We start from the raw sequence: 13,057 nt of genomic DNA on the forward strand, positions 1-13,057 counted from the left end.
CATGCACGTCGTCTTCCGCGAAAGCCACGGGCTTGAAGAAACCGAGACCCCGACCGATCTGGGCCAGAGCCCGGCGGATCTGGTGATGTTGTCCTTTTCGGACAGCGATCTCGGTGCTTTCGCGGCAGGCTGGCATCGCGGCGGTGGGCCGGAAGGGCGAATGCCGACGATGCGGTTGGCCAATCTGACGGCCCTGAAGCACCCTCTGTCCGTTGACACATATGTGGAACAGACGCTTGACGGTGCAAAAGGTATCCTGATCCGCCTGATTGGTGGGGTGCCTTACTGGTCATACGGGCTGCAACAGGTTCTTGCGTTGGCGCAGGCCAAAGGCATCGCGCTGGCGGTTCTGCCCGCCGACGGGCGTGAGGATACCCGGCTGGACGACTATTCCACCCTGCCCGTCTCGACCCTGCGGCGGCTGGCGCATCTCTGCGACACCGGCGGCGAGGTCGCGGCGCAGGCCGCTTTGGCGCAGATGGCATTGGCGGCAGGTCTTTATGCCGGACCGGTGTTGGGGGCCAAAACCCTTCCGGAATGCGGTGTATGGTGCCCTGACCGCGGCGTAACCCCGGTCGAAGCCGCATTTACGAACGATGCGAAACGCATCATTGTCACTTTCTATCGCGCCTACCTGACCTCCGCCGACACCGCCCCGGTCGCCGCGCTGATCCACAGCCTGCGTGCGCGTGGGTTCGAGGCAATGGGCATGTTCGCCCCTTCCCTCAAGGCACCTGCCGCCGCCGATTGGTTGCGCCGAAACATCGTTGCACTGGAACCTTCTGCGATCATCAATGCCACATCCTTCTCCGGCAAAGGCGCGTCGGGAACCTCTCCGCTTGACGCGGCGGGTGTGCCGGTTTTCCAGGTCGCTCTGGCAACTTCACGCCGCAAAGCGTGGGCCGAGGCCGAACGCGGTCTTTCCCCCGCCGACCTTGCCATGCACGTCGTGCTGCCCGAAGTGGATGGGCGGATCTCGGCGGGCATCGCTTCATTCAAGGAACCGGGCAAACGCGATCCGCACCTGGAGTATTCCCGCTTTGCCCACCGCGCTGAACCTGAACGGATCGAAGCGATCATTGATCGTGTAACCGGCTGGCTGAATCTGAACGACCGGCCCAAAGCGGAACAGGTGCCCGTTCTGGTCCTGTCCACCTATCCCGGCAAGGACTGGCAGATGGCCCATGCGGTGGGCCTTGATGCGCTGGCGTCAGCCGAAGCGATGCTGTCAGATTTGCAATGCGCCGGGTATGACACAGCCCCTGCCGAACCGATCGCCGACACATTGCTGGGCGCCCGGATTGCCTGGTCGGTCGAAGATTACCTGGCCGCGCTTGCACACTTGCCAGATCAACTGAATACGGACCTGCAAACAGTCTGGGGCAAGCCCGAGGATGATCCGACCTTTGTTGATGGCGCGTTTCATTTTACCGCGCTGCACCGGGGCAAGGCGCTGGTCGCGCTGCAACCCGAACGTGGCACGCCTGAACTGCGCGATGACGACTATCACGACCTTTCGCGCACACCGCGTCACAGCTATGTCGCGTTTTACCTTTGGCTGCGCAAAAGCCTGCACGCCGACGCACTGATCCATATTGGCGCCCATGGCACTCTGGAATGGCTGCCGGGAAAATCCGTTGCCCTGTCCGCCGAGTGCTGGCCTGAGGCGCTGATCCGTGATTTGCCGGTGATCTACCCCTTCATTGTCAACGACCCAGGCGAAGCCGCACAGGCCAAGCGCCGGATCGGGGCCGTCACGCTGGGTCACATCCCGCCCCCGATGAAGGAGAACGGCACGCCGGACAGAATGGTTCGGCTTGAATCGCTGCTGGACGAATTCTCGAACGCAGACGGGCTTGACCCAAAACGACGCGACCGCTTGCAGGAAGATATCCGGCAGGAAGCGCAGGCCATCGGTCTGGAAAGCGATCTTGGTCTTGATCAGGCCACCTGTATCGCCGAGGCAATCACCCGCATCGACCGCTTTGTCTGCGACATCAAGGAAAGCCAGTTTGGCGACGGATTGCACATCTTTGGCCGCGTGCCTGAAGTGACCGGCAATTTCGACCCCGCGCCATCTGCACACGCCGAACGCACCGCCTTGCTGGACGCGCTGGCCGGAAAGCGAATTGAGGCTGGACCGTCCGGCTCGCCCTATCGCGGGCGGTCGGATGTGCTGCCCACTGGGCGGAACCTCTTCACCACTGATCCCCGGTCGGTCCCGACCCGCGCGGCTTATTCACAAGGCGTGAAACTGGCCGAGGAACTGGTTCGGCGGCACCTGCAGGAGGAAGGCGATTATCCGAAAGGCCTGATCGTCGATCTATGGGGGTCTGCCACCATGCGCACGGCCGGCGAGGAATTCGCGATGGCGCTGCACCTGCTGGGCGTAAAACCGGTCTGGGACAAGGGATCAGAGCGGGTATCAGGCATCGAAGTGCTTCCAATCACCGACCTCAGCCGTCCACGTCTGGACGTGACCCTGCGTGTTTCGGGCCTGTTCCGGGATGTATTCCCGACGCTCTCCGCTCTATTTGGCCAAGCCGTTCGGGCGCTGTCCCAGCGGGACGAAGCGCCGGACTGGAACCCTTTCGCGGGGCAGACCCCGAACCCTCGGGTTTTTGGCCCGGCTCCGGGCAGTTATGGTCTGAACATGACACACTTGTCGGAAACCTACACCGACGAGGCCCGCACGCAGGCGGGTGAGGCCTGGCTACAGGCCAGTTCATTCGCACTGGAAGGCGAACACGTCGCACAGGATATCGACGGCATTACCCGGCAGGTCGCCAATGCGGACAGCTTCGTGCACCTTCAGGACCTGACCGAAACCGACCTGCTGCTGGCCAACGACTATGCCACGCATGAGGCCGGTTTCGCGGCGGCCAAGAAGATTACCGGCGGCGAGGTGCAACTCTATCACCTCGACAACACCAATCCGGATAAACCCCGCGCCCGCACCCTGCCGGAAGAAATCAGCCGCGTCGTCCATGCCCGGGCCGCCAATCCCGCCTGGATCGCGGGGATGCAGCGCCACGGTTTCCGCGGGGCGGCCGAGATCGCGGCGACGCTGGATCACATGGCTTCTTTTGCCCACCTGTCCGGTACGGTCGCGCCACATCTTTTTGACCTCTACCATGACGCGACGCTGGGCGATGTCGAGGTGGACGCGTTCCTGCAACAGGCCAACCCGCAAGCGCATCAGGCCATGCAGGACCGGTTCCGCGCGCTGCTGGAGGCCGGGCTTTGGAACACGCGCCGGAACTCGATCCGGGCCGATCTGGAGGGTCTGAGATGAGCGCACCGATCGTACAAGGCTGGTGCCCCGGCGCGCATCGACCGATGATGTCCGGCGACGGGCTGGTCGTTCGTGTGCGCCCTAGGCTGGCGCGGCTGGATGCCAAACAGGCATTGGGCCTGTGCGAGCTGGCAGGGCAATTCGGCAACGGCACCATCGATCTGACCAACCGGGCCAACCTGCAATTGCGCGGCGTGAGCGAAGCTGATCACCAGCCTCTGCTTCAAAAACTCTCTGCACTGGACTTGCTGGATGCAGAGCCCGGCATTGAGGTGCGGCGCAACATACTCGTCTCGCCGCTGTATCAAACCGGCGATCTGACCAGCCGTCTGACTACGGAGTTGACTGACCGGCTGGGTGAATTGCCCGACTTGCCCGCCAAGTTCGGCTTTGCCATCGACACCGGCCCGAACCGTCTGCTTGCAGCGGATTCAGCGGATATCCGGCTGGAAACCGGTCCTGACGGCCTGATCCTGCGCGCGGACGGGTCTGACACCGGGCGACGTGTCACCGAGGCCAAAGCGATCGACCAATTGATCGCGTTGGCACAATGGTTCTCAAGGAACTTCACCCCGGAAAATCGCCGCATGGCGCGGGTCGTGGCAGCACTAGGCCTGCCGCAGGAGTGGCAGGGCAGCAACCCTGCCCCAACTGGCGAACCGCTTCAGCCTGGCACTCACGATCTGGGTACATTCTATGGCGCGGCGTTCGGGCAACTGCCCGCCCAGCCACTTGCCGAACTGATCGCGGTGACTGGCGCGACTGCTCTGCGTGTCACACCTTGGCGGCTGATCCTGCTGGAAGGCGGGGCGTCGATACCTGCTGCAGACTTTGTCACCGATGACGCCGACCCACTCATGACCACAGATGCCTGCCCCGGTGCGCCATTCTGCCCTCAGGCGCAGGCAGAAACCCGCGACATTGCCCGTGCCCTGGCCCCGCGCGTGGCCGGCACACTGCACGTGTCCGGTTGCTCCAAGGGATGTGCCCGAATGGGCCCGGCCGACGTCACTTTGATTGGCCGGAACGGCCGATTTGATCTTGTAAATCAGGGCCGCGCGGGGGATGAGCCCAGCCAGCGCGGGCTGAGCCCCGAAACACTCATGACTATGGACCTGACCTGATGCCCTATGAATACGAAACCGATGGTGCGGCGATCTACAAGGAAAGCTTTGCCACCATCCGCTCTGAGGCAGATCTGGCCCGGTTCGACGCCGACGAGGAACAGGTCGCCGTTCGCATGATCCATGCCGCCGGAATGGTGGGGCTGGAAGAGTTCGTGCATTTCTCGCCGGGATTTGTGACCGCGGCCCGCACGGCGCTGGAAAGCGGCGCCCCAATCCTGTGTGACGCGCGCATGGTCAGCGAAGGCGTGACCCGTTTTCGCCTGCCCGCCGACAACCAGGTGATCTGCACCCTGCATGACGAACGCGTGCGCCCGCTGGCCGCCGAGATGAGCAACACCCGGTCCGCCGCCGCGCTGGAATTGTGGCGCCCTCATCTGGAAGGCGCTCTGGTCGCCATCGGCAACGCGCCTACCGCCCTTTTTCATCTGCTCAACATGCTGGAAGACCCCGGCTGCCCCCGTCCCGCCGCCATCATCGGCTGCCCCGTGGGGTTCGTCGGCGCGATGGAATCCAAGGACGCCTTATGGGAAGCGCAGCCCGTGCCGTCCTGCATCGTCAAAGGCAGGCTGGGCGGCAGCGCCATTACCGTGGCAGCGATCAACGCCATCGCAAGCCGGGCGGAATGAAGATGGGCACAATATACGGTGTGGGCCTTGGCCCCGGCGATCCCGACCTGATGAGCGTTCGGGCGGATCGCCTGCTGCGCAACGCAAAACACGTCGCCTTTTTCCGCAAGCCGGGCCGCAGCGGTCAGGCCCGCAAGATCGTAAACGGGATGATCCCGGAAGGGGCAGTTGAATTCCCGATGGAATACCCCGTCACCACGGAAATTCCCGTCACGGACCCGCGCTACAACGAATTGATGTCTGAGTTCTACGAAGACTGCACCGCGCATCTAAAGGCGCTGTCTGAAAACGGCGAAGACGTGGTGGTTCTGTGCGAAGGTGACCCGTTCTTTTACGGCTCCTTCATGCATCTATACAGCCGGTTGCGCGACAACGCTCCGGTCGAGGTGGTGCCTGCCATCACCGGCATGTCCGGCGCGTGGACCGCAACCGGCGATCCGATCACCTGGGGCGATGACGTGCTGACAGTACTGGTCGGCACCCTGCCCGAGGACGATCTGGCCCAGCGCATGGCCCAGACGGATGCGCTGGTGGTGATGAAAATCGGCCGCAATATCGACAAGGTCAAACGCGCATTGCAGACAGCCGGGCTTTATGACCGTGCCTGGATCGTTGAATACGCGCAAATGCCGAACCAAACAGTGACGAAGCTGTCCGAGGCGTGCGGCAAGATCACGCCCTATTTCTCGATCATCGTTGTCCATGGCCAGGGTCGTCGTCCATGAGCGGCTGGGTCAAAATCGCGGGGCTAGGCCCCGGCAATGAGGATCTGGTCACGCCCGAGGTTTCGGCTGCATTGGCCCAAGCGACCGACGTTGTCGGGTACATTCCCTACGTCGCACGGGTGGCAGAGCGCACCGGCCTGACGCTGCACGCAAGCGACAACCGGGTCGAGATCGACAGGTCGCGGCACGCGTTGCAGATGGCGTCAGAGGGCAAGCGCGTGGTGGTTGTGTCCTCGGGCGATCCGGGTGTCTTTGCCATGGCCGCCGCCGTGTTCGAGGCATTGGAAAACGGCCCCTCGGAATGGCGTGAAATTCCGATTGAGGTGCTGCCCGGGATTACGGCGATGCTGGCTGCTTCGGCCCGCGCAGGTGCGCCGCTGGGTCACGATTTCTGCGCCATCAACCTCAGCGACAATCTCAAGCCGTGGCCTTTGGTCGAAAAACGTCTGCGACTGGCCGCGCAAGGGGACTTCGCGATGGCGTTTTACAACCCTCGCTCCAAGTCCCGTCCAGAAGGCTTTGTAAAGACACTGGAAATCCTGCGCGAGGAATGCGAACCAGAGCGGCTGATCCTGTTCGCCCGAGCGGTTACGCGGCCCGACGAGGCCATTCGCATCTCGACCCTTGCCGAGGCGACACCTGACATGGCCGACATGCAGACCGTGGTGATAGTCGGATCTTCACTGACCCGTGTGATTGACAGGGACCGCGGGCCAATTGTCTACACTCCAAGGTTTACTCAGGCCAGGGATCAGGAATGACCCAGCCAGTCCAGAACGTCTGCAACATTCGACAATTCGGTTCGCTGCGGCAGGACCGGACGGTCGATCATCAGCACCGGCAGGCCCAGCGCCCGCGCGGCGTCCAGTTTGGCCCGTGCGCCGGTTCCGCCCGCGTTCTTGGACACCACCAGTTCTGTGCCGTGCTGCGCCATCAGCGCCCGGTCATATTCAACCGTAAACGGTCCGCGGGAAACGACGACGTCGCAATCCGGCAACGGCAGGGATTCGGGCTTATCCACCAGCCGCAACAGGTAATGATGCTGGGGCTGGGCGGCGAAATCCCCGAGATGCATCCGGCCAACCGCAAGAAAAACGCGCTGAGACGCCCCGGACAGGGCATCCACCGCCGCGGCGATGTCCGCCACGTGTGTCCAGCAATCTCCGTTCTGCGGGGTCCAGGCTGGCCTGGTCAGCGCGGCCAGCGGAATACCTGTTTCATCACATGCCTGAACCGCATTCCGGCTCATCTGCGCGGCAAAGGGATGGGTGGCATCAACTACATGGCTGACGCCGTGATCACGAATGTAACGCGCCAGCCCTTCCGCCCCGCCAAACCCGCCAACACGGACCGGCAACGGCTGCGGTCGCGGATTGTCCACCCGGCCTGCGTAGGAGTAGGTTGCAGCTATGCCCCGGTCGGCAACCGCCTTGGCCAACGCGTTGGCCTCGGTCGTGCCGCCAAGGATCAGGAGGTGGGACATGCATGAAGCTCCGTGGCTGACCGTTCTTGGACTGGGCGAAGATGGACTGGATGGCCTGTCACCTGCAAGCCGTCAAGTGCTGGACCGCGCCGAAGTCGTCATGGGGCCACCGCGCCATCTGGCGCTGGTTCCCGAAAACGGGGCCGAGCGGATCGCGTGGCCCGTGCCATTTGCCGATGGTTTGCCCATTCTGACCGGGCTGCGCGGTCGCGCCACCGTGGTACTGGCCTCGGGTGATCCGTTCTGGTTCGGTGCCGGGTCGGTGATCGCGCGCAATTTCGATCCCGGTGAGTGGTTGGCCCTGCCGGGTCAGTCGACCTTTTCCCTGGCTGCCGCGCGGCTGGGCTGGCCCTTGGAAAGCACTTTGACCTTCGGGTTGCATGCCGCCCCTCTGACCCGCTTGCGCCCGCATCTGTCCCCGGGATTGCGTGCAATCCTGCTGCTGCGCAATGGCGCGGCGGTGGCCGAATTGGCCAATTACCTGACCGAGACCGGCTTTGCCGACACGCAACTGCACGTGATGGAGGCGCTTGGCGGCCCGCGTGAACGGGCCCGCAGTGTCTCGCTGACCGAGGCGCTTCTGGGAACCTTCGAGCACCCGGTTTGCGTCGGACTTGACGTCGCGGGTGCGGGCCGCGCCCTGCCCAAAGCCTCGGGCAAGCCGGATGAGATATTCGAAACCGACGGGCAGATCACCAAGCGCCCCATCCGCGCGCTGACCCTGTCTGCGCTGGCCCCACAACGCGGCGAACATCTGTGGGATATCGGTGGCGGCACAGGCTCGATCAGTATCGAGTGGCTGATGTGCGACCCCAGCCTGACCGCGACCACGATCGAGCCTCGCGCCGACCGGGCCGAGCGTATCCGCCGGAATGCCGATACACTGGGGCAGGACCGGCTGAATGTGGTTCACGGTACGGCCCCCGAGGCGCTGGGTGGCTTGACCCCGCCTGACGTTGTTTTCATTGGCGGCGGGCTGAGCGTTGACCTGCTGGAATGGCTGCGGAGCAATTTGCCCCAAGGTACGCGATTGGTGGCCAATGCGGTCACACTGGAAAGCGAGACATTGCTGGCCCAATGGCACGAGGAACTCGGCGGCGACCTGTTGCGCATTGACCTGTCTCATGCGGTACCGCTTGGCCCGCGTCGCGGCTGGAAGGCCGCTTATCCGGTCGTGCAATGGAGCGTGACACTATGATCGTCGCGGGCCTAGGCTTTTCGTCCTCCGCCACGGCGGACAGTTTGCAGGCGGCGTTCAAGGCTGCCGCATCCGGGCATCGTGTGGATGCGCTGGCCACTGTTGCCGACAAGCAAGGCCACCCTGCCCTGACTGATTTTGCCCAAAAGCTGGCCTTGCCTCTGCATTTCATCGCGCCCGCCGATCTGGCCGGGCAGCGGACCCTCACCTGCTCGAACCGCAGCCGGGCCACTTATGGCACCGGCAGCGTGGCCGAAGCATCCGCCCTTGCCGCCGCCGGTTCCGGGGCGCGGCTTCTCTCACCCAGACTGATTTCGGACGACCGGCTTGCGACCTGCGCCGTCGCCATCGGAGGACAAACATGACCGTTCATTTCATTGGCGCCGGACCGGGCGCCGCCGACCTGCTGACGCTGCGCGGGCGCGATATCATCGCGTCCTGCCCGGTATGCCTGTACGCCGGATCACTGGTGCCGGAAGAAATTCTGGGTCATTGCCCCGAAGGCGCGAAGATCGTGAACACCGCACCGATGGATCTGGATCAGATCATGGCGGAGATCGAGACCGCGCATCAGGCTGGTCACGACGTGGCGCGGCTGCATTCCGGCGACCTGTCGGTCTGGTCGGCAATGGGCGAACAGATCCGGCGCCTGAAACAGATGGGCATCCCGGTCAGCGTCACCCCCGGCGTTCCGTCCTTCGCTGCGGCCGCCGCGGCGCTTGGCACGGAACTAACCCTGCCCGGACTGGCACAATCTGTTGTTTTGACCCGTACACCGGGCCGCGCATCGTCCATGCCCGAAGGCGAGACGCTGGAAAACTTTGCCCGCACCGGCGCAACACTTGCCATCCACCTGTCGATTGGCAATCTGGACAAGGTGATCGCCGACCTTACACCGGCCTATGGCGCGAATTGTCCGGTCGCCGTCGTGTACAGGGCAAGCTGGCCGAATGAGAGGATCATCCGCGCGACGTTGAAAACATTGAAAGAGTCGCTGGACGAGAGCATTTCGCGTACCGCGCTAATCCTCGTCGGTCCTGCATTGACGGGTGAAGGATTTGACGAAAGTTGCCTGTATTCAAAGACCTATGATCGTCGCTACCGCCCGCAAAATGCGGAAAGCCCCTGGTCGAGCTGGAGCCACGGCGATGACTAACCCCCCGGGATTGCTGATTTCCGCCCCTTCTTCGGGAACCGGCAAGACAACAGTCATGCTGGGCCTTTTGCGTGCGCTGGCCGAAGATGGTTTGTCAGTTCAGCCGTTCAAAAGCGGGCCGGATTATATCGACCCGGCGTTTCATCGGGCGGCAGCCGGGCGGGCCTCGTTCAATCTGGACAGTTGGGCGATGGGCGACACCTTGCTAAACGCGATTTCAGCCCAGGCCGAAGGCGCGGATATCGTTGTGGCCGAAGGCTCGATGGGCCTGTTCGATGGCGTCGCAAAACCCGGAGAACTCGGGCACGGGTCCAGCGCTGAGACAGCGCAGCGCATGGGCTGGCCCGTTGTACTGGTGCTGGATGTAGGCGGTCAGGCGCAATCTGCGGCGGCGACAGCACTTGGGTTCCGAATGTACAATCCGGACCTGCCCTTTGCCGGAGTAATCCTGAACCGCTGTGCCAGCCCACGGCATGAACGCCTGACCCGTCTGGGGATGGAACGCGCGGGTCTGCCGGTGCTGGGCGTCCTGCCGCGGCGCGGTGATCTGACCCTGCCTGAACGCCATCTTGGCCTGATTCAGGCAGTCGAACACCCGGATCTGGAAAGTGCCATTGCCGGGTATGCAGCATTTCTGCGTGAACATGTGGACCTTGAGGCGATCAAGGCTGCGGCCTCCTCAGGCCCCAAGGGGCCATCGTCAGCCGCGCTGCCGCGCCCTCCGGCGCAACGGATCGCATTGGCACAGGATGCGGCGTTTTCGTTCACCTACCCGCATCTGCTGGAAGGGTGGCGCGCAGCAGGGGCTGAAGTTCTGCCATTTTCGCCACTGGCGAACGAAGCTCCGGCCGCGGATGCTGATCTTGTGTGGCTGCCCGGCGGGTATCCGGAACTGCACGCCGGAACGCTGGCGGCGGCTGATACGTTCCTGTCCGGGCTGCGCAAACATGCCGATACAAAGCCCGTTCACGGGGAATGTGGGGGCTACATGGCCTTGGGCGAGGGGTTGATCGACAAGGACGGCACCCGGCACCGGATGGCCGGATTGCTGGGTCTGGTGACATCTTACGAAAAACGCAAATTCAATCTGGGCTATCGTCGGGCGGAATTGCTGTCGCCGATGCCGGGACTTGCCGCCGGTACGGCATTGCGTGGGCATGAGTTTCATTATTCGTCGATTGTCGAACAGCCAGACCCCCCTTTGGCGCGCGTGTTTGACGCAGAAGGCACCGAAGGACCGCAGACCGGATCGGTACGCGGACACGTGACAGGCACCTTCTTTCATCTGATAGCCGAGGCCTCGGCATGAGCGGTTTTGTTTCCTTCATCGGCTCTGGCCCTGGCGATCCCGAGTTGATGACGCTCAAGGCGGTGAATCGGTTGCAAAAGGCGGACGCGGTGCTGTTTGACGATCTCAGCAGTGGCCCAATCCTGTCCCATGCGCGCGATGATGCCGATCTGGTCGGGGTAGGCAAACGGGCCGGCCGCCCGTCGCCGAAACAGGATCATGTCAGCCGATTGCTGGTGGACTATGCCCGTACTGGCCAGCATGTCGTGCGCCTGAAATCCGGTGATGGCGGCTTGTTCGGTCGTCTGGAAGAAGAGCTTGTCGCGTTGCGGGATGCTGGTATCGACTATGAAATCATTCCCGGCATTCCGTCAGCCGTTGCGGCCGCGGCGGCAGCGGGCATCCCGTTGACCCGTCGTCTGACTGCCCGCCGCGTGCAATTTGTGACCGGACACGATGTCAGCGGCCAGTTACCGGAAGATCTGAATCTGCCCGCACTGGCGGACCCTTCCGCGACAACAGTGGTTTTCATGGGCAAACGCACCTTCCCCTTGCTAGTCGAGGCACTTCACTCCCATGGCTTGCCGCTGGATACTCCGGCATTGATGGCCGAGTCCGTCTCGACCCCCGACCAGAAGCTTCGCCGTGCCACCATCGGCGCTTTGGCGGAACAGTTGCAATCCGAAATCGGCACAGCCCCTGCCCTGATCCTGTATGGCCCGCTGGCGGAGTTTGACAATGTATGAGCTGTCCCTGATCGGCATTGGCACGGGCAACCCGGATCACGTGACTTTTCAGGGGGCAAAGGCAATCCGTGCGGCCGATCTGATCCTGATCCCGCGCAAGGGCGAGAACAAGGCCGATCTGGCAGGACTGCGTGAAGAGATCATCGCGCAGGTGACAGATATCCCGCCCCGGATCGCTTATTTTGACATTCCCGAACGCCGGGCCGAGGACGGCTATCTGCGCGGAGTTGATGAGTGGCACGACGCCATCGCCCTGCGTTGGCAGGAGGCGATGGAGGCTGATCCAGAGGCCCGGAATGTGGCGCTACTGATCTGGGGTGATCCGTCACTATACGACAGTTCTTTGCGAATTGCCGCGCGACTGACCCCGCCGCCACGAAAACGGGTAATCCCCGGCATCACCGCTTTGCAGGCGCTGACAGCAGCACACGGAATTCCTGTCAACGATATTGGCGCGCCTTATGTTGTCACGACTGGCCGAAGGCTTCGCGAACAGGGCTGGCCCGAAGCCGCGACCAAGGTGGCGGTCATGCTGGATGGTGAATGTTCGTTCCAGTCTCTGGAGATGAAGGATTATGACATCTGGTGGGGCGCGTTCGTCGGCATGAAGGAAGAGCTGCTGATCCATGGCCAACTCTCTGAGGTGGCGCAGGAGATTCTGGAGACTCGCGCCAGCGCACGAGCCGAGCATGGCTGGATCATGGATATCTATCTGCTGAAAAAGCGCGCGGTTTGACGCAAAGTGGCATAGCAGGTGAATTTGTCTATCAGGCGGGAAGCTTCGATGCGAAAAGCCTCATGGCTCAATCGAACGTCTGATGGACGGCGCACTCCTCCGACGTTCCACCCCACAAGAATGTGAATGCGTCGGTGCTGAATTTCTGGCATCACAAGGTCGTCCACACCAAATGAGGCAATGTTATGAGATTGCTCCGGGTCCTGTTCTGTCTGCTGGCCTATCCCGTTTGGGCTGATGATTCCGACATCCCCGAAGGCTGGGCGGTTTACGTGACTGACAAGTCATATGAGGACCTGGTGGACGCCACCAAAACAGCGATCAAGGAAAATGGGCTGATCGTGGTGACGCAAGCCGGGCCAACAAAGGTCGCCGCTGCGCGCGGGATCACCATTCCCGGCAACCTGGTGATCGGCGCATTCAACAACGATTTTGCTGTGCGTGTTTTGGAAACATCGACCAACGCGATGATCGAGGCGCCGATCAGGTTTTACGTGACCGAAAACGAAGACGGAACTGCCACCCTGTCCTATAAAACGCCCGGATTTGTGTTTGCTCCTTATGCCTCAGAAGGTGGCGCAAAGCTGAGCGAAATTGCCACGGAATTGGACGAAAAGTTTCAGGCCGTGGCCGAAGCGGCAGTCAAATAGTCACACTGCCGTGATCTGCCTTGCGTC

Annotated in this window: 13 protein-coding genes; 12 read left to right on the forward strand and 1 reads right to left on the reverse strand. The window is 62.6% G+C overall.

Annotated elements, in window-relative coordinates:
• Position 1: 1 nt before the first annotated feature.
• Genes cobN through cobJ form a run of 5 tightly spaced genes read left to right on the forward strand, consistent with a single transcriptional unit; the run spans position 2 to position 6,534 of the window.
• Positions 2-3,295, forward strand: coding sequence for a cobaltochelatase subunit CobN (gene cobN / locus ACR0FE_RS19125; protein WP_480914664.1), 3,294 nt, complete (start codon positions 2-4; stop codon positions 3,293-3,295).
• Complete coding sequence (cobG, locus tag ACR0FE_RS19130) at positions 3,292-4,419, forward strand: precorrin-3B synthase (RefSeq protein ID WP_480914665.1); 1,128 nt, start codon at positions 3,292-3,294, stop codon at positions 4,417-4,419. The genes cobN and cobG overlap by 4 nt, the downstream gene beginning before the upstream one ends.
• On the forward strand, positions 4,419-5,048 hold the full coding sequence (locus ACR0FE_RS19135) for a precorrin-8X methylmutase (RefSeq protein ID WP_170609609.1): 630 nt from the start codon (positions 4,419-4,421) through the stop codon (positions 5,046-5,048). The genes cobG and ACR0FE_RS19135 overlap by 1 nt, the downstream gene beginning before the upstream one ends.
• Positions 5,045-5,773, forward strand: a complete 729-nt coding sequence (locus ACR0FE_RS19140; protein ID WP_480914668.1) for a precorrin-2 C(20)-methyltransferase — start codon at positions 5,045-5,047, stop codon at positions 5,771-5,773. Before ACR0FE_RS19135 ends, ACR0FE_RS19140 begins: the two co-directional genes overlap by 4 nt.
• A complete protein-coding gene (gene cobJ / locus ACR0FE_RS19145) occupies positions 5,770-6,534 on the forward strand; it encodes a precorrin-3B C(17)-methyltransferase (protein WP_480914669.1) in 765 nt (254 codons plus the stop codon). The genes ACR0FE_RS19140 and cobJ overlap by 4 nt, the downstream gene beginning before the upstream one ends.
• On the opposite strand, the gene ACR0FE_RS19150 is transcribed toward cobJ, so the two are convergent.
• A complete protein-coding gene (locus tag ACR0FE_RS19150; protein ID WP_480914671.1) occupies positions 6,525-7,256 on the reverse strand; it encodes a cobalt-precorrin-6A reductase in 732 nt (243 codons plus the stop codon). The two genes, cobJ and ACR0FE_RS19150, sit on opposite strands and share 10 nt — an antisense overlap.
• Between ACR0FE_RS19150 and cbiE the strand changes: the two genes are divergently transcribed.
• From cbiE to ACR0FE_RS19185, 7 genes are all read left to right on the forward strand, one after another.
• Entirely contained in the window at positions 7,255-8,454 is a 1,200-nt protein-coding gene (gene cbiE / locus ACR0FE_RS19155) for a precorrin-6y C5,15-methyltransferase (decarboxylating) subunit CbiE (RefSeq protein WP_480914673.1), read from the forward strand. The genes ACR0FE_RS19150 and cbiE overlap by 2 nt on opposite strands.
• The gene (locus tag ACR0FE_RS19160; RefSeq protein ID WP_480914738.1) at positions 8,451-8,819 is read left to right on the forward strand and encodes a cobalamin biosynthesis protein; all 369 of its coding nucleotides are present in this window, start codon (positions 8,451-8,453) and stop codon (positions 8,817-8,819) included. The genes cbiE and ACR0FE_RS19160 overlap by 4 nt, the downstream gene beginning before the upstream one ends.
• Complete coding sequence (cobM, locus tag ACR0FE_RS19165; protein ID WP_480914674.1) at positions 8,816-9,610, forward strand: precorrin-4 C(11)-methyltransferase; 795 nt, start codon at positions 8,816-8,818, stop codon at positions 9,608-9,610. Before ACR0FE_RS19160 ends, cobM begins: the two co-directional genes overlap by 4 nt.
• Entirely contained in the window at positions 9,603-10,919 is a 1,317-nt protein-coding gene (locus tag ACR0FE_RS19170) for a cobyrinic acid a,c-diamide synthase CobB (protein ID WP_480914676.1), read from the forward strand. The genes cobM and ACR0FE_RS19170 overlap by 8 nt, the downstream gene beginning before the upstream one ends.
• Complete coding sequence (gene cobA / locus ACR0FE_RS19175; RefSeq protein ID WP_170816726.1) at positions 10,916-11,644, forward strand: uroporphyrinogen-III C-methyltransferase; 729 nt, start codon at positions 10,916-10,918, stop codon at positions 11,642-11,644. Before ACR0FE_RS19170 ends, cobA begins: the two co-directional genes overlap by 4 nt.
• Positions 11,637-12,380: a precorrin-6A synthase (deacetylating) gene (gene cobF / locus ACR0FE_RS19180; protein WP_480914678.1), complete on the forward strand. Its 744-nt coding sequence runs from the start codon at positions 11,637-11,639 to the stop codon at positions 12,378-12,380. Before cobA ends, cobF begins: the two co-directional genes overlap by 8 nt.
• A gap of 185 nt (positions 12,381-12,565) precedes the next feature.
• Complete coding sequence (locus ACR0FE_RS19185; protein ID WP_480914680.1) at positions 12,566-13,030, forward strand: DUF302 domain-containing protein; 465 nt, start codon at positions 12,566-12,568, stop codon at positions 13,028-13,030.
• Positions 13,031-13,057 lie beyond the last annotated feature (27 nt).

The organism is Ruegeria sp. K7 (genome assembly GCF_056531785.1).